Annotated in this window: 27 protein-coding genes; 10 read left to right on the forward strand and 17 right to left on the reverse strand. The window is 42.6% G+C overall.

Going from position 1 to position 26,995, the window contains the following annotated elements; all coding sequences use genetic code 11:
• Positions 1-297 precede the first annotated feature (297 nt).
• Entirely contained in the window at positions 298-1,005 is a 708-nt protein-coding gene (locus ABIE27_RS25705) for an ATP-binding cassette domain-containing protein (RefSeq protein ID WP_429351857.1), read from the reverse strand.
• 11 nt (positions 1,006-1,016) lie between these two features.
• Positions 1,017-1,778: a hypothetical protein gene (locus ABIE27_RS25710; protein ID WP_429351858.1), complete on the reverse strand. Its 762-nt coding sequence runs from the start codon at positions 1,776-1,778 to the stop codon at positions 1,017-1,019.
• Between the two features lie 245 nt (positions 1,779-2,023).
• Between ABIE27_RS25710 and ABIE27_RS25715 the strand changes: the two genes are divergently transcribed.
• Entirely contained in the window at positions 2,024-2,392 is a 369-nt protein-coding gene (locus ABIE27_RS25715) for a PadR family transcriptional regulator (protein ID WP_429351859.1), read from the forward strand.
• Complete coding sequence (locus ABIE27_RS25720; protein WP_429351860.1) at positions 2,358-3,239, forward strand: permease prefix domain 1-containing protein; 882 nt, start codon at positions 2,358-2,360, stop codon at positions 3,237-3,239. The genes ABIE27_RS25715 and ABIE27_RS25720 overlap by 35 nt, the downstream gene beginning before the upstream one ends.
• A 181-nt stretch (positions 3,240-3,420) precedes the next feature.
• Here the strand turns inward: ABIE27_RS25720 and ABIE27_RS25725 are convergent, their stop codons facing one another.
• The 8 genes from ABIE27_RS25725 to ABIE27_RS25760 all read right to left on the reverse strand — a co-directional run bounded on the left by ABIE27_RS25725 (position 3,421) and on the right by ABIE27_RS25760 (position 12,311).
• The gene (locus tag ABIE27_RS25725) at positions 3,421-4,320 is read right to left on the reverse strand and encodes an ABC transporter permease (protein ID WP_429351861.1); all 900 of its coding nucleotides are present in this window, start codon (positions 4,318-4,320) and stop codon (positions 3,421-3,423) included.
• A complete protein-coding gene (locus ABIE27_RS25730) occupies positions 4,313-5,212 on the reverse strand; it encodes an ATP-binding cassette domain-containing protein (protein ID WP_429351862.1) in 900 nt (299 codons plus the stop codon). The genes ABIE27_RS25725 and ABIE27_RS25730 overlap by 8 nt, the downstream gene beginning before the upstream one ends.
• Before the next feature lie 99 nt (positions 5,213-5,311).
• Positions 5,312-5,827, reverse strand: a complete 516-nt coding sequence (locus tag ABIE27_RS25735) for a hypothetical protein (protein ID WP_429351863.1) — start codon at positions 5,825-5,827, stop codon at positions 5,312-5,314.
• 317 nt (positions 5,828-6,144) lie between these two features.
• Positions 6,145-6,324 carry an aspartyl-phosphate phosphatase Spo0E family protein gene (locus ABIE27_RS25740; protein WP_366291413.1) on the reverse strand — a complete coding sequence of 60 codons (180 nt, stop codon included), beginning with the start codon at positions 6,322-6,324 and terminating at the stop codon, positions 6,145-6,147.
• A gap of 199 nt (positions 6,325-6,523) precedes the next feature.
• Positions 6,524-7,870, reverse strand: a complete 1,347-nt coding sequence (locus ABIE27_RS25745) for a transcriptional regulator (protein WP_429351864.1) — start codon at positions 7,868-7,870, stop codon at positions 6,524-6,526.
• A gap of 33 nt (positions 7,871-7,903) precedes the next feature.
• Positions 7,904-9,226 carry a helix-turn-helix domain-containing protein gene (locus ABIE27_RS25750; RefSeq protein WP_429351865.1) on the reverse strand — a complete coding sequence of 441 codons (1,323 nt, stop codon included), beginning with the start codon at positions 9,224-9,226 and terminating at the stop codon, positions 7,904-7,906.
• A gap of 60 nt (positions 9,227-9,286) precedes the next feature.
• A complete protein-coding gene (locus ABIE27_RS25755) occupies positions 9,287-10,666 on the reverse strand; it encodes a transcriptional regulator (protein ID WP_429351866.1) in 1,380 nt (459 codons plus the stop codon).
• A gap of 259 nt (positions 10,667-10,925) precedes the next feature.
• The gene (locus tag ABIE27_RS25760) at positions 10,926-12,311 is read right to left on the reverse strand and encodes a helix-turn-helix domain-containing protein (protein ID WP_429351867.1); all 1,386 of its coding nucleotides are present in this window, start codon (positions 12,309-12,311) and stop codon (positions 10,926-10,928) included.
• 523 nt (positions 12,312-12,834) lie between these two features.
• Between ABIE27_RS25760 and ABIE27_RS25765 the strand changes: the two genes are divergently transcribed.
• A complete protein-coding gene (locus ABIE27_RS25765) occupies positions 12,835-13,959 on the forward strand; it encodes an LLM class flavin-dependent oxidoreductase (protein WP_429351868.1) in 1,125 nt (374 codons plus the stop codon).
• Here the strand turns inward: ABIE27_RS25765 and ABIE27_RS25770 are convergent.
• Both ABIE27_RS25770 and ABIE27_RS25775 read right to left on the reverse strand, forming a co-directional pair.
• Positions 13,956-14,093, reverse strand: a complete 138-nt coding sequence (locus tag ABIE27_RS25770) for a hypothetical protein (protein WP_429351869.1) — start codon at positions 14,091-14,093, stop codon at positions 13,956-13,958. The two genes, ABIE27_RS25765 and ABIE27_RS25770, sit on opposite strands and share 4 nt — an antisense overlap.
• Positions 14,094-14,118: 25 nt before the next feature.
• Positions 14,119-14,700 carry a TetR/AcrR family transcriptional regulator gene (locus ABIE27_RS25775; RefSeq protein ID WP_429351870.1) on the reverse strand — a complete coding sequence of 194 codons (582 nt, stop codon included), beginning with the start codon at positions 14,698-14,700 and terminating at the stop codon, positions 14,119-14,121.
• 342 nt (positions 14,701-15,042) lie between these two features.
• Here ABIE27_RS25775 and ABIE27_RS25780 point away from each other — a divergent pair, with 342 nt between their 5' ends.
• Positions 15,043-16,263, forward strand: a complete 1,221-nt coding sequence (locus ABIE27_RS25780; protein ID WP_429351871.1) for an MFS transporter — start codon at positions 15,043-15,045, stop codon at positions 16,261-16,263.
• Between the two features lie 303 nt (positions 16,264-16,566).
• On the opposite strand, the gene ABIE27_RS25785 is transcribed toward ABIE27_RS25780, so the two are convergent.
• Both ABIE27_RS25785 and ABIE27_RS25790 read right to left on the reverse strand, forming a co-directional pair.
• Positions 16,567-16,977 carry a DUF2000 family protein gene (locus ABIE27_RS25785; RefSeq protein WP_429351872.1) on the reverse strand — a complete coding sequence of 137 codons (411 nt, stop codon included), beginning with the start codon at positions 16,975-16,977 and terminating at the stop codon, positions 16,567-16,569.
• On the reverse strand, positions 16,974-17,537 hold the full coding sequence (locus tag ABIE27_RS25790) for a hypothetical protein (protein ID WP_090918912.1): 564 nt from the start codon (positions 17,535-17,537) through the stop codon (positions 16,974-16,976). The genes ABIE27_RS25785 and ABIE27_RS25790 overlap by 4 nt, the downstream gene beginning before the upstream one ends.
• Positions 17,538-17,739: 202 nt before the next feature.
• Between ABIE27_RS25790 and ABIE27_RS25795 the strand changes: the two genes are divergently transcribed.
• On the forward strand, positions 17,740-18,981 hold the full coding sequence (locus ABIE27_RS25795) for an ATP-grasp domain-containing protein (protein ID WP_161556973.1): 1,242 nt from the start codon (positions 17,740-17,742) through the stop codon (positions 18,979-18,981).
• An 84-nt stretch (positions 18,982-19,065) separates the two neighbouring features.
• Positions 19,066-20,454 carry an MFS transporter gene (locus ABIE27_RS25800; protein WP_161556972.1) on the forward strand — a complete coding sequence of 463 codons (1,389 nt, stop codon included), beginning with the start codon at positions 19,066-19,068 and terminating at the stop codon, positions 20,452-20,454.
• A 247-nt stretch (positions 20,455-20,701) separates the two neighbouring features.
• Here ABIE27_RS25800 and ABIE27_RS25805 read toward each other — a convergent pair whose 3' ends face one another.
• Both ABIE27_RS25805 and cdaS read right to left on the reverse strand, forming a co-directional pair.
• On the reverse strand, positions 20,702-21,808 hold the full coding sequence (locus ABIE27_RS25805; protein ID WP_123065474.1) for a Glu/Leu/Phe/Val family dehydrogenase: 1,107 nt from the start codon (positions 21,806-21,808) through the stop codon (positions 20,702-20,704).
• 389 nt (positions 21,809-22,197) lie between these two features.
• The gene (gene cdaS / locus ABIE27_RS25810; protein ID WP_123065473.1) at positions 22,198-22,833 is read right to left on the reverse strand and encodes a sporulation-specific diadenylate cyclase CdaS; all 636 of its coding nucleotides are present in this window, start codon (positions 22,831-22,833) and stop codon (positions 22,198-22,200) included.
• Positions 22,834-22,963: 130 nt separating this feature from the next.
• On the opposite strand from cdaS, the gene ABIE27_RS25815 reads away from it, so the two are divergent.
• Entirely contained in the window at positions 22,964-23,404 is a 441-nt protein-coding gene (locus tag ABIE27_RS25815; protein WP_123065472.1) for a hypothetical protein, read from the forward strand.
• Between the two features lie 121 nt (positions 23,405-23,525).
• Here the strand turns inward: ABIE27_RS25815 and ABIE27_RS25820 are convergent, their stop codons facing one another.
• The gene (locus ABIE27_RS25820) at positions 23,526-25,040 is read right to left on the reverse strand and encodes a DUF6359 domain-containing protein (protein ID WP_429351890.1); all 1,515 of its coding nucleotides are present in this window, start codon (positions 25,038-25,040) and stop codon (positions 23,526-23,528) included.
• Positions 25,041-25,301: 261 nt separating this feature from the next.
• Here ABIE27_RS25820 and ABIE27_RS25825 point away from each other — a divergent pair, with 261 nt between their 5' ends.
• From ABIE27_RS25825 to ABIE27_RS25835, 3 genes are all read left to right on the forward strand, one after another.
• Entirely contained in the window at positions 25,302-25,598 is a 297-nt protein-coding gene (locus ABIE27_RS25825; RefSeq protein WP_123065470.1) for a hypothetical protein, read from the forward strand.
• Positions 25,599-25,747: 149 nt separating this feature from the next.
• Positions 25,748-25,900, forward strand: a complete 153-nt coding sequence (locus tag ABIE27_RS25830) for a hypothetical protein (RefSeq protein ID WP_192895129.1) — start codon at positions 25,748-25,750, stop codon at positions 25,898-25,900.
• A gap of 204 nt (positions 25,901-26,104) precedes the next feature.
• The gene (locus ABIE27_RS25835) at positions 26,105-26,632 is read left to right on the forward strand and encodes a GNAT family N-acetyltransferase (RefSeq protein WP_123065469.1); all 528 of its coding nucleotides are present in this window, start codon (positions 26,105-26,107) and stop codon (positions 26,630-26,632) included.
• Positions 26,633-26,995: the final 363 nt, after the last annotated feature.

The following is a 26,995-nucleotide window of genomic DNA, read 5'->3' on the forward strand; positions in this document are numbered from 1 at the left end:
ATTGTGAAATCAAGTCTAGTCATCAACCAATAGTATCTTGCCAGTAAAAGTATAACCCCGTTGGTTCTTTACATTCATAAGTACCACTAATATGAGTAAGATATATATTTTGCTAATGACTACAGTGCTTTTTATAACATATTATGCTTTGCATAATATTGTAAAAATAATTCTTTAGAAAAAGCATTACATTCTTCCTTTTCTAGGATGGAAAATAAAAAATAGCTTTTCCCCTCCCCACCCTCGGTTCAAATTAAAAATGAGTAACTGCGTTTTTTGAAAATGCAACACTTCTCCCTACTTCACCTGCTCCAAAAACGCTAAGTCAGGATTCACTCCATCTCCCATTTCAATAAATGTCTCATATAACCCACTAAAGGTTATTTTGCCTTGATGAATAAAATGCAGAACACACTGGATATTGGCAATATCCTGCAAGTGATGGTTCGAGACCAGCACAGTGCACTCATTATGGAGTGCCAGCTTTTCGATCCTTTTTAAAATATGATAACGCATTTCAGGATCGATACCCGCCAATGGTTCATCGAAGATGTACAGTTTTCTCTTCATTAATGTGATCGCCAGAATACATAGATAGCGCCTCTCCCCAACAGATAGCTGTCCAAACTCCATATTCCATACACGCTGTACCAAATCCACCTCAACTGGACTCATATCTTCATCTACATAAGGTTCATTATTCACTGCAATACGGTTGGAGTGATCAGAGTACAGGAAAAAACGAAAGAGGTCTTTAGCCTTCAAAGTTAGAGGAAACAACAGACCCTGCAGCTGGTAGATAATCTCCTTCTCATCAGGAATACCTTGTATTTCTGGCGGACGTTTAATCACATTCGCGATCAGATCAAATAAAGTCGTTTTGCCAGAACCATTTTTGCCAATGATCATATTAACGGTCTGTTCGGGAAACTCCACATGTAAATGATCCAGATTTTTGCGAGAGGCTTTAGGATAAGAAAAGCTCAAATCTTCAATTTTAATCATAGATCCTCCTGCTATGTCCGATGTGTTCTGGATACGACTTTCACAAACTTGAGTGCGATAAGTCCGCAGGTAACATAACAAAGTGTGATGAAGCTCATGTTGATCAGACTCAAATGTGGGAACGGGCTATCCATAAACCATTCTGCTAATAGAAAAGTTAGATTTCTTACGTATTCCATAGGGTTGATGAACACCAGAAGTAGACCATAATCTGTTGAATACGCCAGTCCCTTTGCTGATAGAAAAAACATGACCAGTAAACTCATACTGACCACCGCATTCAGCGAATCCTGCCTTACGGGAAGAAGCATGAGGATAAGCGTTAATAAAATGACCATGACAGATCCCAATATACAGCTTGTTAAAGACACGGCGAGAAACAAAGCAACCTGCCCAAAGCTATCCAGGAATATCACTCCCGTTACTAGCGAGAACAGAAGAATGGTCACGAACAGAAAACCAATCTGATTCAGAGCCTTCCCCCAAATGATGGGGTACTTACTACCCGAGATAAATTTGAACATCTTGAAAAAACCGCTCTCCCTTAAAGAGATCAGATTGGTCGTCACATCGATGGACATGACAAAGATAATATATGAAACAAATACACTCGTTTGGATGTAGAACTCATTGATCTCAGGCCCCTGAGTAAGCCATTGATAATTAAAGATAAAAAAAGCAATGAGGGGAAATAACAAATACCATACGAATGCTACTTTGTTGCTTAACATCATTTTAGTAAACAGACGGAAGTATTCACGAGTTATTTTCAAAATACAACCTCCAATTGATCCATTGTTACATGCTGTATTGAGAATAACACACAAAAATATATTCCAATTATACAATATTTTGTTAATAATTTTAACAGCTATTTTTATTACCCATTTTGACTTAAGTATAGGCTACTTTATTTACAATTGGATTTTGTTTAACATTAATCCCACATATAACCCTATCTCCTTGAACCATTTTCAAATATATGTTAATTTAACTACATAGAATTACATAGTAGGTGGTGTATCAGTTGAAAAATGAAATGATTAAGGGATATATCGACGGTATTGTGCTGTCTATTTTGAGTCAAAGAGATGCTTATGGTTACGAAATATCTCAACACATTAATCAAGTAACCGATGGGGCATTCCTGCTCAAGGAAGGTACGCTATATCCTGCATTAAAGAGGCTGGAAGCTAATACTTACATTGAAGGCTACTGGGGTGAACAAGAAGGTGGGCCTAGACGAAAATATTACAGGATAACAGATGATGGCCAACTTCGACTTGAATCGATCAAAACCTCATGGGAACAAAATACACATATCATTAATATTTTTTTAGGAGGAACGGCGAATGGACATTCAATCCTATTTGGACCAAGTTTTTAAGAAATCATTCTTATCTAAACGAGAGCGTAGCGATTTAGCCGAAGAAATGGCTGCTCATATACACTCCTCCAAAGAGCATCATATCAATGAGGGATGCACTGAAGAACAAGCCACCACCAAAGCTATAGCGTCTTTTGGCGATCCGATCAGCATCAGAACTAAATTGACTCAAGAGACTTACGGTCTATCAAGTAAACTGATTCTACAGTTTATAATCATGAGCTTCATCCTGTATTTTAGCTCCCTGTTCACAGGAGTGGCTCTTCATTATTATGATGTTCATAACAGTGTGTTCGAACTTTTCCCTATAGCCTTCATTACACTATGTGCCTTGAGCAGTGCTCTGTTGCTGACTCGCAAAAACACTGATCGTTGGTGTCTATTGTCCGTTCCTATTTTATTTGGATTAGGATATTTGCAGGCATATCTGGGCCTTTTTAAAAATATTTTTGGTGGCCTCGATTCATTTACGCTTTTTGAGAATTTATTTTTCAGCGGCGCTTATGATTTTTCAGGGCGCAATAGCTTCATGCTTATTGGTGGTCTGATCCTAGCTGTTCAAACACTCATATTGTTTGTTATCAGTAAAAATATCTACATCTCTTTGATGCCCTTCGCCTTCTCTATCTTGTATACAGTTTCTCATATGGTCATTTTCGGATCATATTATCTGTTCTTTGGGGATCATTTTAGTTCAGCTGTCACCAATGGATACAACGTTTTCGCCGCTGGCAACATTCAACGCCTCTCAGATATCGGTGTGAAATTAGGTATGTGTCTTGTATTGTTTTTCACTTTAAGTTCATTCAAGAAGCTGATCTTTAAATCTAAGCTTCAGGCTGGATGAGTTGGAATGACATATAAGATTGATTAAAAATAAGCCGCTTGTAATTATAAGAGCTGGCTTATTCTTATTTTTAAACTTCCAGCCCAATTGTATGCTGTGACAATCCATCTGTTCAAAAAAGAGCCTATCTTAGAAAAGGCTAATTCATGTTAATTTAAGAATATCGCCGTCTAAAAGACCTCTATGGCATGAGAGTCCTTTGTTTCTTTAAAGCAATCCATGTTACTAACAGGAAAAACAATGTATACGCTAAGGTAAACAGCATGCTTGTCGTTACAGAATAAATGTCAGGCATATCGTAGAATGATACAATTCCTCCATAAGCCGTATCTCTAAATAAAATAGGGAGCATTGATTTTTGAATAAATAAAGGTAAGTACTGTCCTATAGACCAGCTATGGAACACTGATGATTCAAGGGTTGGGTAGATAAAACCAACGATGATGCCCGCCATTAAACTTTTGCTCAAAACGGTGATGCAACCTGCAAACATCCCCCACAATAATAGACTTATAATAGAACCTAACATTTGTAGAGAATAATCTTTAATCGTTATTACTTTCGTGTTTACTAAATCCATCGGAAGATCAAAAACAGCTGGAGTGACATAGCTAAACACAATGCCCACTAGTATTGTCAGCAGCATAAACAAAAGTATAAATGTAAATATAGCCATCACTTTTGCAAGCAGCACTTCTACACGCGTCAAGCCTTTAACCCATAATTGTCTGAGCGTAAAGCTACGGTATTCTATTCCAAATATCAGCGCACCAATGATCGAGATTACGATCGGTCCTAGGGCATTTATAGAAGCCAGTGAATAGGCTATTGCCATTTTAGGACTCAAGATAAATAACATCGCGGATAAAGAACTGCCGGAAGGATCTGTACCACTGATAAATTGATATGTTTGCTCCAGAGAATATCCGCTATTATCCATAAATGCTTGGAAGGAGTTTTGAAAATTTGATCCGACACTTAAATATGTGTATATAACAAATACCAGGAAGATCATAGTTGACCATATACTGAACGGGTGTTTCATAAGCTTAATGCATTCATTCGTATAGGATTTAATCATGATTTCCCCCCTCTACAAGCTGATTGTAAATATATTCCCATTCTTGTACAGGATTCAAAGTAATCCATTCGTTAATCGAAACATTTTTTTGGCGTAATGCATCTTGAAAAGCCTCAAATGTACAATTTTTATCAAGCGTAATTTTCCAAGAAAAACGATCTAACCTGTTTACATTCAGTACTCCATCTAGTTCCAAAAGTTCATTCGTGCTAAACTCTGCATTTACTTTGATTTGAATTAATTTGGGTTGCACACCATCATTATAATCAGATATATCCAATTCTTTTTCAATTCGTCCATTAATTATCATACCAAGTCTATTACAGCAATGTTCTATTACATCCCACTCATGACTCGCTATAACAAAACAACATTCTTGATGTGACATATCTTGAATTACTTCAACCAACCTATTATAGGAGTAATGATCGAGTCCATTTGTTGGTTCATCCAAAAGATAAACTTTCGCATTCTTCGAAAGAGCAATAGCTATCCCTAGTCGTTGTTTCTGACCAAAAGATAGCGTCTTCACTTTCTTTTTCATTATTTGTGGTGTAGTCAGATCCAGTTTTTTTAATATTTTCAATGCTCTTTGGGGATCAGGAGATAATAATCGTACATTATCGTTACCCGTTAAATGGGAGTAGAAAGAAGTGGGTTGGAATGACATACTCGTTTGGTTAAATTGATTTAATTTCTCTTCAATAAAAATATTTCCTGAGGTTGGTGAGAGGAGTCCAGCTAAGCTGGATAATAAAGTCGTTTTGCCAGAACCATTGATTCCGACCAATGCATAAACATCACCAGCATTGAGAGAAAGAGAAATATTATTTAGGATCAGATCATTTTTAAATTTGATCTTCAAGTTATCTACTTTCAGAATTCTGTTCATATTAGCTCCTTTCGACTCTCATCCTTTATACCAACAAATACTTGGATAAGGTCATTATATACCCATCCAAGTATTTGTATTTTTCATATGTTGTCTAACTTATTGAGCAGTTGAGCTGCCAGTCGAAGAAACATTAATTAGAATACGACTTGTAAATTCTGATCCTCCTGCGTGACCCCATGGTGTAGGAATTCCGCTCTCAGACAATACGCCTTGGTTCGTTTGACCCGTTGAAGTATATTTATAATTCCATTTGTTCTCTTCGTCTTTGAAACCGTAGAGCGGAGCAGTAGAATTATTTTGCCACAAATTACCGAAGTTTGTTATTTTACCGTCATCCCAAGTCCATTGAGCGAACGCTTCTTGGGTTGCAACTGTAATTCCATACAAATTTTTATAGCTTTTCAGCCAAGAATGAGTTGAAACTGTCGCAAATGTTGAAAATCCATCGTTATTCGCCCCTGGCACTGGGGCTACATATGATTCAGAACCAATAATTGAAGTATCCGGAATTTCCACGTTCTCCGCTGCGAATGTTGGAGCAATACTACCAAATGCTAATCCTGTACTCATAACAGCGACAGACAACATTTTTAAGAATGAATTTTTTTTCATTTTGAAATTCTCCTTTTTTTTGGACTGAAAAACGTTAAAGATCAACCAGCAACACTTCAAAAATTACGCATCTATATATCGTTCACCTCCGTTTCCAGAAAAAGAATAAAGAACGTCAATCTTTTTATAAAACTGAAGTACAATATAATTGACCCCCATAAGAATCTTAAAATATTTTGCAAAAAATACTAAAAAAATCTTCTTATGAATAAATACCCAAAAATAAAAATAGAGTAAGCGAGGAAACTTTAGTTCTACCTTTACCTATGACTTAACATCTTTCGGAATTGTCTTAAAATCAGTATGTGTATTGTATTTTACTTTTTAATATTCATATTCATTCCTAAAGTAAATCGATTATACTCATTAATTAGCTCATCCAACGCCATAGACTGCTCAAGTACTTTCACATTCGGGATTCCATATTGATCTACCAAGCGACTCAACTCTTGCCGACCTTGCTCGATTTGGTCTTTCAAGATACTTAGTTCTCTCATGGCATGTACCTCTCTAGGACATTCTAGAAAAACATTCAATATGAGTAAGCTATTAGTTTCGCTCATGACTACAAGTGCTTTTTAGAACATATTATGTTTTGCATAATATTGTAAAAAGAATTCTTTAGAAAAGGCCTTGCGCTCTATCTTTCCAAGGAAATAAAAATAAAAAATAACCTACTGATTGCAGTAGGCTAAACTATAAACTCGCTTCTATATAAATATTATCTATTAGTAGTTTATATTTATCATGATCTTGATTAGTTAAATGCTCCTTAAACTGCCCATAAAGGTTTACACATTTTGAGATCAGAACGTCATCTTTGACAAAAATACTTAACTCTAAACTTATTAACAGAGAAACAGCTCCGAGTTCAAACCTCTTCTTGTTAAAGTAGTAGAAGGCCAATTCGTAGAATAGCACCACTCTTCGATAATACCAACTCTGTACAGTATATCTTCCTTGTGAACGTACGTCACTGAATTTAGCGTCAATTTGAGCTTTAAATCTAATCAACACCTCATCTATATCATATTGATATCTATTTGCTGATTGAAGAATTTTGACCATTGCAGGGAGAATTTCCTCTTCACTATGTTCAATGTAAGTGATGTATTCAGGGATGACCTCTTTTCTTCCCATCATGACTTTATACAAACATTTGTTGAATTTCGCCCATTCTCTAAATTTATGAAGAACTTCAATATCTGCATAAACTTTCGCTTCATTCTCAATGATTTTCTCATATATATCAGTGTACTTTAAGGCTTCTTTGTAATTTTTAGCATAATCACAATAGTTAGAAAAAAGTAAGTTGGCGTAGGCTTTGTATACGAAGAAGGGATATTGAGATTTAGATACACGCTTTTTAGTTTGTTTCATAGCCAGGTTAGCTCGTCTCTCAAGTTCTTGCGATAAATCCTTCATTTTATTCCACTCATGCAATCCCCAGTAAGCATTCGCCAAATCCTTAATTGCATCCAATTGATAGTCCTGATCTAATCGCTCTATAAAAGGTTCAAACTTTGAAATAATTCTTCTGTTTTCTTTTTGGTCAAAACCCATACTTATCAGAAATATACGATACTGACACATAGCCAATCGTTCAGAGTGCTGATATTTTTCGCATTCAGACACACATTCATACAAAATAAGTGCTGCTTGCTTCATTCCTTTGTTATACAAATCTTCGGCTACTTCAAACAACTCATCTATATATGAATGATCATCTGTCACATGAGTAATGACTTGTTGTATAATATCTAGCTTACCAAGTTCAGCGCAACGATATATAAACGGTTCTAATCGCCTCCAATGGGGCGCAGATTCAATAAAACATTCAACTCCATACATTTCATAAAAATACCCCTGTTCCAAACCTATTGCAGAGGTAATCTGGTCTAGTTGGTTCATTGAAATAAGTCTGCTTCCTTTGATGATCGCACTTAATGTACCCACATTAATGTCAGCGATTTCTGAAAACTGCTGTAGTTTATATCCTTTATCCTTTAAGTGATTTTCAATATAGGAACGTACATTGGACATTTTCTTCACCGTCCCTTCTTAGATATTTCATTATCAAAAAGTCGGCAAACTTAACTTTTCTACTACATTTTTGTACTTTCTGATCTGTGTTTCATTGGCTTCGCTCCTATACTCCCCGTACAAATCCAAACATTTAATACACATCAGGTCATCTTTACTTGAAGAAGAGAGATCTAAACACATGAGTAAGGCATCAATCCCAAGTAAGTAATTACGTTGTTTCATTTGATAATATCCCAATTCATAGTAAAAATCTTGATACCCGTGGTTTAACATTTGATCGTTATAACCACCTTTAAAGTGCATGTCTGTATTAAACAATTTGATCTGGTTCTTAAATCTATCTAGAGCAAAGTCAATGTTAAAAGAATACTGATTAGCTGCTTGCAAAATATTAACGAATCCAGCTAATATTTCTGATGGGTTGTTTTCGATATAATTCAAATAAGAATCGATTACATTTTCTTGACCAAGCATTAATTGGGAGGCATATTGATTCCCTTCTCCCCATATTCGGAACAAATCTATTATTTGTTGATCTTCTTGTGTAGGATTCTCAACTTCAACTATTTCCAAGTATTTTTCTGTATACTTTAGGACATTTTCATATTCCTTACGGGCATCATAAACGCTTGCTATTAATAAGTGTGCATAGGCTACATATGTAAAAAGAGGATAGGCTGTTAGCCTTCTTTTATTTTTTCGCCTACGGGATTGAATTTTTAATTGGAATTCTGCTTTCCGTTCCAGTTCCCGTGCCCATGCATCAACCTTGTCCCACAAATGTATCGTCATATACACGTTAGCCAAGTCTTTAATTGCATCCAATTGCACTTCTTCATTTAATTTATCAATATACGGTTCGAACTTTACCGCTGCATTGAGATTATCAAACTTACTCAGTGTTTTATGCAACAAGAAAATGCGGTACTGGCAAAGGGCCAACCGCTCCGAATGTTGATACTTCTCACTATCGGCCACACATTCATATAAAATGAGTGCCGCTTCATTCATGCTTTTATTATAGAGACTCTCTGCTACATTAAATAACTCATCAATATAGGATTGATCATCTGTCACATGAGTAATGACTTCTTGAATAATATCCAGCTTACCAAGCTCAGCACAACGATATATAAACGGTTCTAATCGCCTCCAATGGGGTGAAGATTCAATAAAACATTCAACTCCATACATTTCATAAAAGTAACCCTGTTCCAAACCCATTGCTGATGTGATTTGGTCTAGTTGATTCATTGACATCAGTCTGGTTCCTTTGATGATCGCACTTAATGTACCCACATTAATGTCAACAATTTCTGAAAACTGTTGTAGTTTATACCCATTGTCTTTCAAGTGATTTTCAATATAGGAACGTATATTGGACATTTTCTTCACCGTCCCTTCTTAGATATTTCACGATCGAAAAGTCGGTACACCTAATTTATCTATTAGTTTTGTATACTGCTCTTCCTGGGTCTTACTGGCGCGATCTCTATATTTTCCGTATAAGTCAATGCATTTGATACACATCATGTCATCATTGCTTGAGACACACCGTTGGAGACTAGTGATTAGATCATTAATCCCTCGATCAACCTGGTTTTGATTTAATCTGTATTTTGCTAGTTCGTAGAATAGGCGTATATATCTAAAATTTGATGCCTGTTCGTTATATGCTCTTTTTACTTTTACATATTTCTTTGTTCTAATCTCGTTTATCTGATTTTTGAATCTATTCAGTGTATAGTCAATATTGTAAGAGTACTGATTGGCAGCTTGTATAATATATACGAATGCTGTTGAAATTTCCTCATGATTAACATCTAGGTAATCCAGATAATCATTCAAGACCTCAAAATCACCTGATAGTACCTTGTATAAATGTCGATTCCCCTCCGCCCAACCCTTGAACAGTTCTATTAGTTCTTGTTCTTCTCCAGTTGGATCGTTAACTTTGTTCACTATATCCTCATAAATACCTGTATACTCTAAAGCTTTTATATATTGCCTACGTTCTCCAGATACATGCGCCTTGTGTAGAATGGCATAGGCTTTATAAGTGAAAAGAGGATAACAGGCAACTCTAGTTTTCCTTTTCCGTCTCAAGGATTGAAGATGAATTTGTAAGTCAGTTCTCCGAATCAACTCCTCAGCCAACTCAAAAACTTTATCCCATAGATTCATTGTGCTATATAAGTTAGCTAAATCTTTAAGCGCATCCAGTTGCATTTCCTCATTCAATTTATCAATATAGGGTTCAAACTTTACTGCGGCATTCAGGTTAGTGAGTTTATTCAATGTTTTCTGAAGCAAAAAAATACGGTACTGACATAAGGCCAACCGCTCCGAGTGTTGATATTTCTCACTGTCTGCCACACATTCATACAGAATAAGAGCTGCTTCTTTTAATCCTTTAGCAAAAAAGCTCTCAGCTACATCAAATAACTCTTCTATATAGGATCGATCATCCGTTACATGAGTGATCACTTGTTGTATACATTGCAATTTACCTAGTTCAGCACACTCGTGTAGGTACGGTTCCAAACGTCTCCAGTGAGGCGATGATTCAATGAAGGATTCTACTCCGTAAGTTTCATAAAAATAGCCCTTTTCTAATCCCATTGCAGAAGTGATCTGATTCAGTTGGTTCATAGACATCGGTCTGCTACCTTTAAGAATGGCACTTAATGTCCCAACATTAATCCCAGTAATATCGGAAAAATGCTGCAACTTGAGATCGTTCTCTCTCATGTAATTCTCAATATGTATTGTTATCGTAGTTACCGATTCCACGATTTCACCTCCATCATTCGAATAACTTATAATTCAATTAGATATAATAAATGTTATTTTAATCCTGTATTTTACATTGGTCAATCTATGAAAGTGAAAATACAAAAAAGCTTACTCTCGTTACTTGAAAGTAAACCTTTTTGAAAATTTAATGTACTTTAGCTGTTATAGTCCTCCTTCGCCATGCGTTATAGACATTATTTGTGTAATAACATCACCATCCAAATTAGCTAATTGATTTATATTAATAATCATTATGCTAAGCAAAATTACATAGAAGATCTTCTTTTTTTTCATAAGATTTCTGAACCTCCATCATGATAAGTTTATACTGATACTCGATTTCAGTCGTACCCATGTTTTTGTACTTCTCATATAGAGAAATACAATGAATGATATCTGTTTGATTGTTAAATCGTACAGACTCTCTCAGACAACACATAAGTTGCTTCAAACCCTCTGAATATTCATGGCGATTTAAGTGGTAGAGAGAACGTTCCAACAAGAATGCTGCATAAATTTCATTTTTCATCTGCTCAGTGTACCCTTTTAAACCATTAATTTCGGAGTTAATCCGATCGCTGAACCTATTCAAAATATCATCAATATTTCTATCAAACTTATTAGCTGCCTCCAAAATATTAATGATCGCAGGTAAAATTTCCTCCTCATTTCTTTCAATAAATTCCACATATGCAGGTAAAACGTTTTGGTCACCCATCATCAATTTATATAAATAAGTATTGGCTTCCGCCCAACCAGCAAACTTATCAATGTAGATCTGATCCTCTTCATCCGGTTCAGGGACTTTAGCAAGCTTGGCATAGACTTCTGTATAGAGCAAAGCTTCTTCATAACGTCCCTGCTTCTCACATGCCGATGATTTAAGCAAATTGGAATAAGCTCTATATACGAATAAAGGATAGGCAGTGAGTCTATCACATTTATCTATTTTCTTCTTTGTATACGATTGTAAAATTTTTGTTTTCTGATCTAATTCTTCAGCCAGATCAAACGCCTTGTCCCGATATCGAAGTGAAGCATACGTATTCGCCAAGTCCTTAATCGCATCCAACTGCCTCTCCTCATCCAGCCGATTAATATATGGCTCGAAGTGCACGGCGGCCCGGAGGTTATCATGTTGATTCTGACCGAGCGAGAGGGTGAAGATGCGATACTGGCAGAGGGCCAGGCGCTCGGAATGCTGGTATTTCTCGCACTCGGCTACGCATTCGTATAACATGCGGGCTGCTTTTTGTTGTCCGCGCTCCAGCATATCCTCGGCCATTTCGAACAGTTCCGAGATATAGGAACGATCGTCCGTTACCTGCTGAATGACCCGCTGGATGCAGTCCAGCTTGTCCAATTCTGCACAGCGCTGCAGGAAAGGCTCAAGCCTTCGCCAGTGGGGAGCCGATTCCACGAAGCACTCCGCACCGTACGTCTCGTAGAAATAGCCTTCCTCCAGATTCATGCCCTGGGTAATCAGATCAAGCTGCGCCATGGCGATGGGACGAGTTCCCTTAATGATTGCACTTAGCGTCCCGGCATTCACTCCTGATATATCTGCAAAATATTGAAGGGTATATCCCTGTTTCCTGATGTAATCCTCAATCGTTGAGCGTATCGTAGTTGCAGGTTCCATGTATCCCACCTCCACAATTAAAATCCAGAAATTTGAATTTATATGATTACACCAATTTTAATCCTAAATTTTACAGTGGTCAATAAAAATCGTGGCAATTATTTTACAATTTTATCCTATATAGGTCGAACTATTCATTTACACGTGAACGGAGAGGATAGAAAAAACCTGAAAAAGCGGAGCTAAAAGCTTTCTGCAAGAAAGCTACATCGGAAGCATAGGCTTCGCCTTTATCACCGGATTTTCCCCTTTGAAAAAAGGGAATCCAAAAAATCTGGGGATAACAGCGTTGGAAGGTTGTTCTGTCATCGGAGTGGATTGTGTAAAATCTTTAGTTCAACTTATATAGTAGAAGGTCCTTCTCCATTTCCGGATTGGCTTAGTCCCCAATTGCTTATAGAAAAAATCCATTAGAAGAATGAGCAGGAACATGATACAGTTATTCCAACTTCAATATCCTACTATTTCAATAGGATTATACAACACGGGCAGACACTTTTATACAAGCAAGAAAGTACATTCAATGAAATTTGCCTTGTTTAGCCTCATGATGAATCTACCTAATGCCGTCACAGGGGAAGTTTTGACGACTCAGCAGAAATTCCATAACATCCTGCAGCAAGCTCAGCTCGCTGAGCGACTGGGATTCGATGCCTACGGCATCGGTGAGCGACACGGCGCACCTTTTCTGTCTTCATCGCCGCCCGTTGTGTTAACAGCGATTGCTGCCGCCACCTCACGGATTCGTCTGCTGACCACAGTTACGGTTCTCAGCATCCTTGATCCGGTTCGGGTTGCCGAGGATTACGCTACGCTGGATCAGTTATCGGGTGGACGGCTGGAGCTGATTATCGGCAAAGGCAATGATCCGCGTCATTATCCGCTGTTTGGCATTCGCGAGGAGCAGCAGTGGGACTCTCTGGATGAACGCTATCATCTTCTGAAGCGGCTGTGGTCGGAAGAGAATGTCACCTGGGAAGGCACGTATCGCCCTCCGCTTGATGGGGTGACCACGTGGCCGAGACCACTTCAGAAGACCATTCCGATCTGGCATGGCAGTGCGTCGAGCAGATTATCTACAGAACTGGCTGCCAAATATGGTGAGCCGCTCTTTACCTCGAATTCCTTCCACCCTCAGGCCAAATACAAAGCTTTGATCGACCATTACCGCGAGCGCCTCACTTATTATGGTCATGATGCACAACAAGCTGTGATTGGTTCTGGTGCTGGCAGCCTCTATCTTGCGAGCACGGGCGAAGAAGCGATTCGCCGCTACAAACCGTATTATGAAGCATTCCATGCCACCGCGGCGGCACAGCATAACCAGTCTCCCTTTACGGATCTGGAGGACAACATCGCCCGCGGCCCGGTTTTGATCGGCAGCCCGGAGCAGGTGATTTCGAAGATTCTGGATTATCATGCCGCTTACGGGCACCAGGTGCTCAGTATAAGCGTTGACGGACTCACGCATAGCGAGCAGCTGGAGCAAGTAGAACGTTTTGCCACAGAAGTGGCCCCTGTATTACGACGCGAACTGCCAAGTTCAGTGTGGAATGATCCTCCCCTGTTGACCGAGCACGAAGGTTCCTTCGTCCCCAAACCAACGGACATATGGCCCTCTGCCATCTCCCCGATCTTTCAGGTTTAATACCTTAGCCCTGCCACACATAACCGCTTCCCGGGTAATTCGGAATGCCTCCGTATTGCCCTCTTCCTCTTCCTCTTCCTCTTCCTCTTCCTCTTCCTCTTCCTCTTCCTCTTCCTCTTCTTCTCTTCCTTCACTTATCACATGCTGCTGCAATTTTTGCTATATCTCAGACCCAATGCCTTTGAATACCGCGCCTAGCAGCAGCTCCACAAACGTATCATCCATCGGCTCACCCGTGACCAGCATCCGGTAGAACACTGGCCCATAGATCATGTCGATATACAGTCCAATATCCAGTCCTTGCTTCAACTCGCCACGTGCCACACCTTTCTCCAGAATGCCCCATGCTTCACGGCGGCGCGGCTGAATATATCTGCTTCGGTATTCTTCCGCAAGGGTGGGATCAGACTGTCCCTCTCCGATAATCTGTGTAATGACTTTCCCTTCGGCACTTGTCAAAAATTGAACCAGGTTCCCTGCATGAGCACGCAAATCCTCATATACTGACCCCGTATCCGGCACAGGCAACCTGGCCGTTAACGCAGACATATACCCGTCCAGCATAACAGCGCCTTTGCTTGGCCACCATTTGTAGATCGTTGCTTTGCTTACCTGTGCACGTTCGGCAATCTTCTCGATTGTCACCGCAGCGAACCCATCCTCAAGCAGCAGTTCATAGGCCGCCGTAAGAATAGCATTCTGGGTTTCCATGTTGCGGGGACGTCCTCTTTTTGCAGTCATTGCAGACCCCTCCATTGTCATCACCTATATAAGCTCAACTAAAGTATTTACACAACCACTTCAATGACAGAATAACTTCAGAATTAAATTAACAAAACGATACGTTCATTATACTAAAATGCAGCGCCAATATACATTTTTGAGCTCCCAGCAATGTCATTATATTTCCGTCTTCTATATGTGAAATCACTTTGTTCTGTAATTGCCTATTTACAATACTAAACGTATCGTATATTATTTAGGTGTAATTAGTAAACGGAACGTTCATTATTTCATCCCATCCGTAATTCGCGATACAAATGTCAACTGAATCATCATAAACTTTTATTGGAGGTCGATCTTATGAACACGAAACAGAAACAAGGTGCACGCCAGACTCAGGCTACCGTGCCTGCCTGGATTATTTTCCTGCTCGCCGCTTCCTGTGGTTTGATTGTAGCTAACCTGTATTATGCTCAGACGGTTCTCGGGCCGATCAGCAGCACTACAGGTCTCTCTTCTGCTGCAGCCGGATTAATCGTCACGCTGACGCAGATCGGATATGTCATTGGTCTGCTGTTCATCGTACCGCTCAGCGACATTATCGAGAATCGCCGTTTGATGGTACTGTTTCTTATTGTACTTATACTAGCGCTGATCACCGCTACCTTCTCCACCAGTGCATTTCTCTTCCTCACTGCTTCGCTTCTTATCGGTATCGGTTCCGTTGTGGCACAGATTCTCGTACCCTATGCCACGTACCTGACTTCCGAAGAACAGCGTGGGCAGGTCGTCGGCAATGTCATGAGCGGACTGCTGCTCGGCATTATGCTCGCACGCCCTGTCGCCAGCTTTATCACCAGTGCTATGGGTTGGCAGGCGGTGTTTGCTTTCTCGGCCGTGGTGATCGCCTTGCTCATGCTGCTCTTGTCACGTGCACTTCCAGCCCGTCAGCCTGAACCAAACCTGACTTATGGACAGTTGATTATCTCCCTTGGCACACTGCTTCGTACCCTGCCTATGCTGCGGCGGCGGGCATTCTATCAGGCCAGCTTGTTCGGTGCATTCAGCCTGTTCTGGACAACGGTGCCGCTCCGGCTTGCAGACGACTTCGGCCTGTCCCAGCAGGGCATTGCCTGGTTCGCTCTGGCTGGGGTAGGCGGTGCAATCGCCGCTCCAATCGCGGGGAGATGGGCAGATCGCGGTTTTACCCGAGTGCTCACCGGAGCCGCTATGGTTATTGCTATAGCTTCCTTTGGTCTAGCCTATCTGTTCCAAAGCCATTCCACAGCTTCATTAATTCTGCTGGTCGTCGTTGCCATCACCCTGGATATGGCTGTTTCGGGCAATCTGGTGCTCGGTCAGCGGGTGATCTATTCCCTGGCTAACGAAGCAAGGGGGCGGGTGAATGGTCTGTTCATGTCCATTTTCTTCATTGGAGGTGCCATCGGCTCTTCACTCGGAAGCTGGTCTTATGCACATGGCGGCTGGAGCCTCACGACACTCATTGGTCTGATCATGCCCCTGCTCGCGCTGCTATACTACTTTACGGAGAAAAAGGCTACAGCCGTGAGCGGCACATAACCTGTATCTTATCTGTACTTGCACCTGCATCTTCATCACCATATACAGAGCATTCATCTAAAAACTTCTCTTGTATAAAATAAGGGCAGAGGCAATCCATAGGATCGCTTCTGCCCTTATTTTTATGTTCGTAGCCCTTATGTTCATACCCCGCATCGACAAGCTGTTCTGTCCTCCGCTAGTCTCCGCTACTCTGCTCCGTTCTGTTCTGTTCCAGCTAGGCGCGACAGCCTGCTTGTTGCAACTGTACCCCAGCTGGAATCATTCTAAAGCGTATCCCCAAACCTGCCTTATTTCATTACACTATTTCATCACACTGAACTTCTTGGTCGCCGTCCGAACGGACTCGTCTTCTCCCCATACAATGACACCTACGACTTTGGTTGCCTCCAATGTCATCGATGCAATTTCACTTGCATATTGTTCAAAAGCGTTATTCAGGGACTGTCCTGTCTGTGTAAAAACAAGATGTTTCAATCCGTCCTGATTCTCAGCACAGGTCTTGGCCAGATTGACCAGTTGATTCTCCCCCGCCTTAAGAATAACGGTGCTGTAGCGGATGCCAGCATGCTGAATGCCGCTCTGATCCCGTACAGGCTGATCCGCATATAACCCCGGTTCGTTGAGGGCAGCTTGTCCCATGAGCAGGGCCGCCACGTTGGCTGCGGCTCCCTGCTCCAGATTTTTTTCCAATATAATTGCGATTCTCTTCATACGAGTGCATTCACCCTCTGTGGTTTTTTCGTAAAACATACCCATGGCATTTGAATGCCTTCACGCAGCACTTTATACGTTACCAGTCCGTAATGATCCGCACAGAGCTGGTTCGTGAGCGCAATGGAGGTCTCTGTATTCAGCATAACCTGCCTGCAAGCTTCCGGGTTGGATGATACTGTGCTGTTCTCTCTATAGGCAATATTCAGTTCAGATAACAAGTATGTCGTTGCCGGATGATGAAAAATCGTATCAATCTGCTCCGGGCAAGCGGCGTGGAAGCCGGACAGCACCAGTGCAGGGATCTTCTCTACAAAACTTTCGGACACGACCAGATCTGAATCCATAATGAAGCTGTTCAGCTTGGGATACGCTCCAGGCACCAGCAGACAGGAAATCGCGCCGGATTTCAGGTCTTCTGCGGCCGCTTCGAATTCGGGGTATGGCTTAATCATATCAGAATTATCCATTTTTTTTGCAATATGCATGCTGCAAGTCAAGAATCCTTCATCGTCACCCAATGTGCCCAGTATGGCATATTTCTCTTTATTTATATCCATTTATCTCCATTACCTCCCATTTATTTTCCAATTCGGTACGATACTATACCAAAAAATTCCTGCTGTCAATTAACACTTCAACGCAACAAAAATATGTACAATTGTGCATAAAATTTTACAAAAAATGTATTGAAAACTGAAAATAATGAGCTATAATATTGTGAAAACCATTCATTATTTCAAATTTTATCCAGGAGGATATATGAAAACGATCGTATTCATATCTGATTTCAGGCTACCCTTTGGTTTAAACTTCGTGAAACCCTTGACCAAATATACAGACTGCCGAAAGATTCTGATTATTGAACGCCATCAATTACATCATCCCGAACGGCTTGAAGCTTATTTTGATGAGATTAGGTACGTAGATTATCTCGAATCTGTGGACGCCATCCGGGCACATATCCAGCATATTCTGCAATCTCACTCCATCATTGCTTTGTTAACTCCAGGTGAGAATGCCATTGAGATCGGCGGACAACTCCGTTCCGAATTCGGCATTCCGGGCATGCAGCGCAATCAGGCCGAGGCGGTTCGGAACAAGTGGATTATGAAACAAATGTTGCATCAGCGCGGAATCCGCACGTCCAGAACGGCCATTGCGCTCCAGCAACAGGACTATCTTCGTTTCTCCGCTACATATGGGTTCCCTATCATTGTGAAGCCGCTCAGCGGTTACGGCAGTATCAACACATTCAAGCTGTCCAGCATGGAGGAACTCCTCCATTATCTGCAACATACAAGACAAGAACAGCAAAGAGATCTGCTTGAAGAGTTCATTTACGGGACAGAGTTCCACTGTGACTCCATTGTGTGCAAGGGAGAAGTGGTATTTGCTTCCGTTTCCCAGTACCTCTACAACTGTTTGGATATCGCAACGCAGCAGAAACCTCCGGCTAGCATTACCTTCCCCAGAGACACAGAAGCGGATTTTATCCAGCGTATCCAGGACATCAATAGACAAGTCATCGCCGCGCTTGGCATCAATCAATCGGTAACCCATGCGGAGCTGTTCCTCACGCCGGAAGGCGAAGTGGTTTTCGGAGAGATTGGAGCCAGAATCGGGGGTTCACATGTGATGCCGCCTTGCATCAAGAACACGCATGGTGTGGACTTTTTCGAAGCAGTGACGGATCTGGAACTCGGTACATATACCTTTATGCAGCAGGAAACCAGCAACAAATTCACGGGTATGATCTGCTTCCCCTCCCGCGCAGGAGTGATCCAGCACATCTCCGGCAGAGACGATTATACGGACGTTCCAGGCATCATTGAATTTAACGTCTCCTATGAAGTGGGGCAACACGCCGGGGCTGTAAACGACACGATGACCCGCTCAGGGTTCGCTATTGTGGAAGGTGATTCATTCGAGGAATTACGTCAGACGTTACTGGAGATGTACGATCGATTTGTCATTGAGGTGGCGGTTCCCGAAAACGTATAAGATCGTGAATACGCAGTAGAGAACGAACTTAACGTAGTAGTTTTTTTACTGGGATTGTGTTTTTCTTGGGGAGGTTTGAAACGATTGTCTTTATTCAAAACATACGCGGGACTCAGCCGCGACATCTATTATCTCTGCTTGGCGAGAACCATTAACAGCACGGGGGATTTTATTTTCTCCCTGATCACCTTGGTGCTTACGCTACAGATGGGCATGAGTGTGGTCAGTGCGGGGATTTTTGTATCCATGGCGGCTCTGATTAGCGGCCCCGGTGTACTGCTTGGCGGTTATTTAAGTGATCTGATTGGCAAAAAAACGATCATTGTCTCCGGGCAGATTTTGTCTGCCCTTATGATCATGAGCTGCTCCTTCTGGTCAGGCACGATGACCATCGGTTATCTTCTGATTGCGGTCATGTTCTTCATCAGTATTACACGCCCGGCGTATAACGCCTTAATTATTCAATTATGCCCGGAGGAGAAGGAGCGCAAATCAGCCTTTTCCCTGATGTATCTCGGAGCCAACCTCGGTATCGCGCTTGGGCCATTGATTGCCGGTTTTTTTATCAAGGATTACGTGCATATCGTATTTCTGAGTATCGGTATCGTATTTCTGATCTCTACCTTCATCATTTGGAAAAAGGTTCATGTTGGTGCGAGCGACCAAATAACGCAGACTATGACTGGGGAACGGGGACATCACACACAGCAACCGCAGGGAGAACAACAGCCACATGGGAAGCAACAACAGCAAGAACACGAGCATCCGGAACAGCAAAAACATAAACAAGGCAGCTATCCATCCAGGCAGCAACAAGAATCAGAGTCTTTGCCTTCGCCATTGTTTCCTTTGCTGCTGAAGAACCCGCTCGTTGTTTTTTTCATTGTGGTATCCTTCCTCAACTACTTTATCTACATGCAATACTCGTTCAGCCTGCCACTACAGATGAATCATACGTTTGGTGAACATGGAGCAGCTTACTACGGCTCAGTCATGACCATTAATGCAATCAGCGTCATCCTTCTGACCACGCTGGTACTGTCCGTGACACGCAACTTCACGGCTCTAAACTCGATCGCGGCGGGTGCTCTCTTTTATGGCATCGGATTTGGTGCGCTATACCTGCTCGGGGATTGGCCTCAATTTGCTATCGTTGTAGTATCCACGGTGCTCTGGACGATTGGAGAGATTCTGGTGCAGACCAATATCAATCTGTATATTGCATCCCGCGTACCCGACAGCCATCAGGGGAGATTTAACGGCTTGTTGTTGTTTGTCGGTTGTCTGGGATATACCCTTAGCCCCTATCTAACGGGCCTGTTCATTCGAAGTGTGGATATGAAGAGTGTATGGATCATTATTCTGGGTATCAGTCTGTTCTATGCGATTTGTATGGTGCTTCTCTGGTATATTGAAAAAAACGCTTCGAACAAACGTGGAATCGAATCACCTGATTACTCGAAAAGTGTTTAAGTCCAAGCCTCGGTTTATAAGAGCTTCCGCTTAAGCTTATGCTAATACGAAAAAAAGCAGTCACACCAAAAAGGGACAACACTGAATTGGGTCTGCACGGAGGATATCCAAAAAAGATTTTTCGGATGTTACTACGTTCGTTTGACCAAACCGTCAGGATTGTCCCTTTAGTTCACTGCTCGTCTTACCTATCGTCTTACACATTGTCTTACATGAATCCAGCTTTCGGTTGCTCGGCCGGTAGGATTTATTTACGCAGTCTGCGTGCGCTTAATGCGTGATGGCTATTTTGCAAAAAGGTGCTGCGCGTGTTCTTCATCATCTCGATCCGTTGCTCGGCAAGACGGTCTGCCGCGACATAAGACGCGATGCCTTCGGTGCGGGAACTTTCGAAAATTTTCTCCAGCGTCGTGTAGATTTCTCCGATCTTTGCCCATGCTCGATCTTCATGATATCCGTTCAGCTCATCCGCAATGTTGATCACACCGCCTGCGTTAATGACATAATCCGGTGCGTACACGATGCCCCGCTGATACAGCTCCTCCCCATGGCGTGGCTCCAGCAGCTGATTGTTTGCACAACCCGCGATCACTTTGGCTTTCAGTGTCTTGAGTGTATCGTCGTTAATCGTACCGCCGAGCGCACACGGCGCATAGATATCACATGCCACACTGGTAATGTCCGCCGGATCAACCGCCTTGGCACCAAAACGTTCCACCGCCAGCTTCACGGAATCCTTATGGATATCGGTTACGATTAGATGCGCCCCTTCCTCGTACAAATACTTGCACAGATGCATCGCTACGTTGCCCACGCCTTGAACGGCAATCGTTTTGCCTTCCAGCAAATCGGTACCGAATGCTTCCTTCGCAGCAGCCTTGATACCGCGGTATACCCCCCAAGCAGTTGCCGGGGAAGGGTTGCCGGATGAGCCATAGCTAGCCGAGATCCCTGTGACATAATCGGTCTCTTGATGGATCAGATTCATGTCTTCTTCCGTCGTTCCGACATCCTCGGCGGTGATGTAACGGCCATTCAACCCTTGAATGTAGCGGCCGAAGGCGCGGAACATCGCTTCATTTTTATCACGACGCGGATCTCCGATAATTACCGTTTTGCCTCCGCCCAGATTAAGACCGGATACTGCATTTTTATATGTCATGCCCCGAGCAAGACGCAGGGCATCTTCAATGGCTGCTTCCTCTGAAGCATACGTCCACATCCGTGTACCGCCTAGCGCAGGCCCAAGTGTTGTATCGTGTATGGCAATAATGGCCTTCAAGCCTGAATTTCGATCCTGGCACAGGACAAGTTCCTCATAATCATGTTGCTCCATTGCTTCAAACCAACTCATGTGCTAACCGTCTCCTCTAACCATTTTTGCGAAAATCGCAGCTTCGAATCATAGCGTCGAATCGCAGTGTTCTAATTTACGCTCCACCCTCTATTGTACCCATATCCACCCAGTTTGTGCAAAACGGACATAACTATGTTCGCTTTTTAAACTCTCTCTGAATTCGTATCCAAGCCAAACAATCAGATTGGATACCTTCAGGAATAAATCTCTCCACAGCAAAAAAAGGCTCTGCCTGTCACCCTGTGACTGGTTAGCCTCTCCAATAACTCGATCTGGATGCATAGACATGTCCATGCATTCATGTATTCATGTGCTCGTGCCCATGTGCTTGTGCTCATGTACTCATGTTTATGTACCTATGTACCCGCGCCATCCCGCTATATCCTCTAGGTCAGCGTTTCGACCACATTAATCGGATGCAACGCCCCGTCCACCGCAAAAGAAGCCTGTCCTGTCTCTTCCGATACCACCAGCACTACCGCATCGGTCAGCTCGCTTAATCCGAGTGCTGCCCGGTGGCGTGTGCCCAGCTTTCGTTCGTGGGCTTCGGCTTGGGATAACGGCAACACATTGCCAGCAGATACAATCTGGTTGCCACGAATCAGCACAGCTCCATCATGTAGTGGCGCACCGGGAATGAAGATTGATTCGAGCAACGCATGAGTTACTCTGGCATCCACCGCTACACCGGAATGAATCATCGTTTCCAGCGGAACCTCTCGTTCAATGACAATCAGCGCTCCATACCTGCGGTCAGATAGATGCTGAACACTGGACGTCAGTTCTGCAAACTTCTCGGTAAACGGGGACAAATAACAGTCGAGATAAAAAGAAGAAGCAAGCACTTCAATGTGTTTGATCTCGGCACGAATCTCCGCAAACTGCCCCAGCAAACAGACACTGTCATGATCGAAACGCGATAATGTCAGATTCATTCGTTCTGCTACGCGGTGCAGGTCAGCCTTTAACTTTTGCCGCATCAAAGAACTGTCACAGTCCGCTTGTCCTGTATGCCGGTTCATCTTGTGCCGCCTCCCTCTTTGGATTACAAGCTTGAGTACCCATACCTTGCCCAGAGAAAAGAAGCTTTATGCATTACCATTTGGATAAATGTTACAATGAATGTATTACGATAAAAGAAGGAGAGTTATGATGCAAAAACGTAATTACTACATCCTGGCATGTATGATCATCCTTTTAGCTGTTGGACTATGGTTCTTTACAATGAATTCAACAAAGTCTCTACAGGAAGCTGCATGGAACGATGTTGACTTCGACACGATAACCTCCATTGAAATCGAAAAGGGGCATGACCAAAAAGTCACGCTTACAGCCAAAGCTGATATTTATAAAATAACGAGTACTCTGTCAGCCCTTGAAGTGAAGAAAGATTCGAGTATTTCCAAGGATTTTAATGACGTTTATAGGTTGCTGGTTTATGTAGATCGAGGCGCAAGAATTGGGATGTTTTTATATGATAACAAGTATATCGATGTCTATGATTACGAGGCATCTCCTAAGAAGAACTCATCCATGAAGTATAAAATTACAAGTAACTTCGATGGGAAGATCATTCATGATTATTTAAAATGAACAAACGCAAAGAAGCTGAGTGACATCACCAGCTTCTTTGCGTTTGTTAACATTGCTTCGCATTTTGAATTATTGTCATTCTAAATCCTTATCTAATTCTTATTTAGCCCTGACCTCCCCATTATTGAGCCTTGCCGTACGAACCAACTTTAAATGTCGTTGGGTCATACCATTTGTACCCTGCAGCTGGCGCAGCCCACGGCTCAAGCTGTGGCTCGGTGGAGTTTGCCGGTATCTCCATTGGCAACAAGCTTGTTGCTGTATCCAGTGTCAGACCTGGCACTTGGGACAGGCTGGTATAACTCTCTTTGACCGCCAGCCATTTCACCGTATTCACGAGGAACGTAGCATCGTCCACCTCTTTAAAACCATCATACGTCTTCTTGGTGGCTCCGTTTTCTTCACGCAAATACTTGGGTGTTGCATCTTCAACCGGAGAGGAATCACCGATGAACGCCGCTTTTCCTGCGCCTACTTTGGCAATCGCAGCGTACGCTCCTTCTGCTCTTCCGCCGCCATTATATACACCCTGATCGACAGCGTTATTCCATTTGGACACGCCCGCCGGAACATACACCAAACCTTTAGCTTTGGTTGGGTCCAGAATGGCAATCGTTGATCCCGCGTGCATCGCTACAGCTTGTACACCTGTCGTGATGCCAAACGCTTGTGATGGTGCAACAATATCCGTAGCATTCACATCACCCAGCGCGTTATAGCGGAAACGAACGCCGAAGTTGGTTCCGAGCCAGTCGGAACTGGTCACGCCTTGCATCGCCGGGGATTCCGCTTCGGCGGAGGACATGCCTTTGGCTGGATTCAGGAAAGCACCGCGGCGGTAGCCGTTGAACACTTCGGAAGAATCCCAGCGGTTTTTGTTCCGGTCTGCATTATAGTGATCGGAGATGAAGAAGACACTTCCGCCATTTTGTACATATTGCAGGAGCGCAGCCTGCTCTGTTGCCTTGAATGGCACGTTGGCTTCGCCAATGACAAACACGTCATAGTCTTTCAATTTGTTATAGGTGTAAGCTTGCTCACCAAATGTATACGGGATGCTGCGTTCCAGCTGATCCACGGTAAAGCCTGCGTTTCGCAAGCCACTCGCAAAGTCTGAAAAAGCTCCATCGATAATCCAGTCAGCCGCACCTGCGGTCTGAGCATGCGTGTTATCAAACAGCACTTTTTTGCCGTTGCCGCCCGGAAGAGGTGTGCCCGGATTCGGCTCTGGGTCAGGGTTCGTGGTACCTGAAGAGAGGGTAATCGACGTAGGATTTTTGACACCGGCATAGCTGTTATAGGCGCCAAGCGTTCCCGTCACGATAATTTTTTTGCCTACCAGACCTGGGTTTGAAGCCAGTCCGTATTGAGCACGGAAAGAAGAAGATACTTGCACATCCAGCAGTTTGGCGTTCGAGCGCTCGGATGCAGAATCCGCAATCAGCACATTGAAATCATTGGCATACGGAGAGGTAAACTTGGCCGTCAGTGATCCGGTCGCATGTCCCACAACATAACCTTCGACGGTTGCTGTGCCTCCGCTGCTCTGGGCAGCAATCGCTTGTGATACGGTAAGTGGTGCTGCGGCTTGAACCGGAGCCTGATACCCCGGAGCGAGTAACGTTGTTACCATCATTATAAAGACCAGGAATGCCCCGATCCAGTGCTGCCTTAACGCCTTTTTCATATACCCTTTCTCCTCCTCCATATTGCTTTCATTAAACTTGTCTCTTTTTTAATTTAAAGCTTCACATGATGAATTCCTCTCGATTTATGTAAATTTTTTGAAAAAGTTTGGGATAGCTCCCTTTCGTGGATACTGACTACTAAATAAGTCGATAATGAATACTGTTGGTTAAGTCTAGAATTATCTCTAATAGTTAAGGAGATTTCCCTTATGAAAATAGTTTTTTTGTTACTCCTCATCATCGTACCACTTGCCATGACGTTCATAGCTCTTCGAACCAAATGGGCCATACGGCTGTTCCATCTCCTTGCTATTCTATGCTTCTACAGTGTGGCAACGGTCATCGCCAGCGATGTTTATGCCACTAATGCTCATATGACGACGTTCACTACGGAAATTCATCACTTTTTGCTTAACCGCTGGTTTCTGGTCCCTGCTTCCTACTTGGGCGTTTATATCCCATATGTGCTCTGGAAAAGCCTATTTTCGAAAAAAGTTGAGTTATAGCGCGGTTAGGCATTGCAATTTACCTACGTTCGATGCATAATGTCATTATATATGATAATGATTATCATTATTGAGCTTGTTTATTTTCAATTCTGATGATGATGCCAACCATGCTTACGACTTTATAGATAAAGGGGAACGAACATCGAATGAACACAACTCTGCAAAAGGCTGTCCTGCAGCTTGACGATTATTTGGATCTTCTGAACCTGGCGATTAACCTGGGTGACACAAGATGGCAAAAGGAGATCATCCGCAAGCTGTCCTACACTTATCCTGCAACGACTTGCAACCAACCATAATAACATACCGTCTCATGAACGAATTTGGTAATCTTCCAATAGCCTACGAGGAATTCATATGTATGAATTCGGTCGTGGGCTTTTTTGCGTGCATATGGTGCGTTACAATAGGATGAAATACGATACGGAATCCATTCAGGCAGGATTATATGACCCACTCCAAGTGGGAAGAAGAACCTGAAATGGAGCAAAGGAGTGTACATGATGCAGCTTGAAACAGAAAGATTAATTCTTCGTGAGATTGTAGAAAGTGACTGGCCTCACATCCATACGTATACTTCGATGCCCGAAGTTACAGAGCACACCGCATGGGGACCGAACACGGAGCAGGATACCCGGGCTTATGTACAGGATGTACTTCGTATGCAGCTGGCCCAGCCGAGAGAAGGATATGAACTTGCGATTGTTTTGAAAAAGGAAGGACTTCTCATCGGCGGCACAGGGCTCCACCTTGTCGATCAGACCAATGCTGAGATCGGCTATGTCCTTCACCCTGCCTATCAGGGGAATGGATATGTGACCGAAGCCTGCCGCGCATTACTTCATTTTGGCTTCAAGGAACTTGGCGTTCACCGGATTTATGCCAAATGCCGTCCAGAAAACCCGGCCTCTGAGCGCGTCATGCAACGGATCGGAATGCAGCGTGAAGGTTTAATGCGAGAGCACTGGTTCTATAAAGGGTCATATCATGACTCGGCACTCTACTCCATGCTGGATCGGGAGTTAGTATAAAATAACAGGTATGATTACCTGTGGGTGAAGCGAGGTACGGAGGTAGCAACCAAGATTCTAACGATCACCAGGAAGCTTATTTGGTTGTTTTGTAGCTGTTTGGGATTCTAACGATCACCAGTGACGCTATTTCACCAAAAAACCGCAAGAAAGTAGCATTTTCCTGTAAATTTTGAGAAATAACGTTTCTCCTGATCGTTAGATTTTCGAACGGGCTAAAATACATAAAATAAGGTCACCTGTGATCGTTAGCCGCCGGGGGATCGAGACCCGATAGTTTACTAAAGCCTCATACCGAAAAGTACGAAAAAAGGACGAAACAGCTCTCGCCGCTTTGTCCTTCTTACCGTTTTTTCCTATTCC

The sequence above is a fragment of the Paenibacillus sp. 4624 genome, assembly GCF_050435065.1.
GTDB classification, from domain to species: domain Bacteria; phylum Bacillota; class Bacilli; order Paenibacillales; family Paenibacillaceae; genus Paenibacillus; species Paenibacillus amylolyticus_D.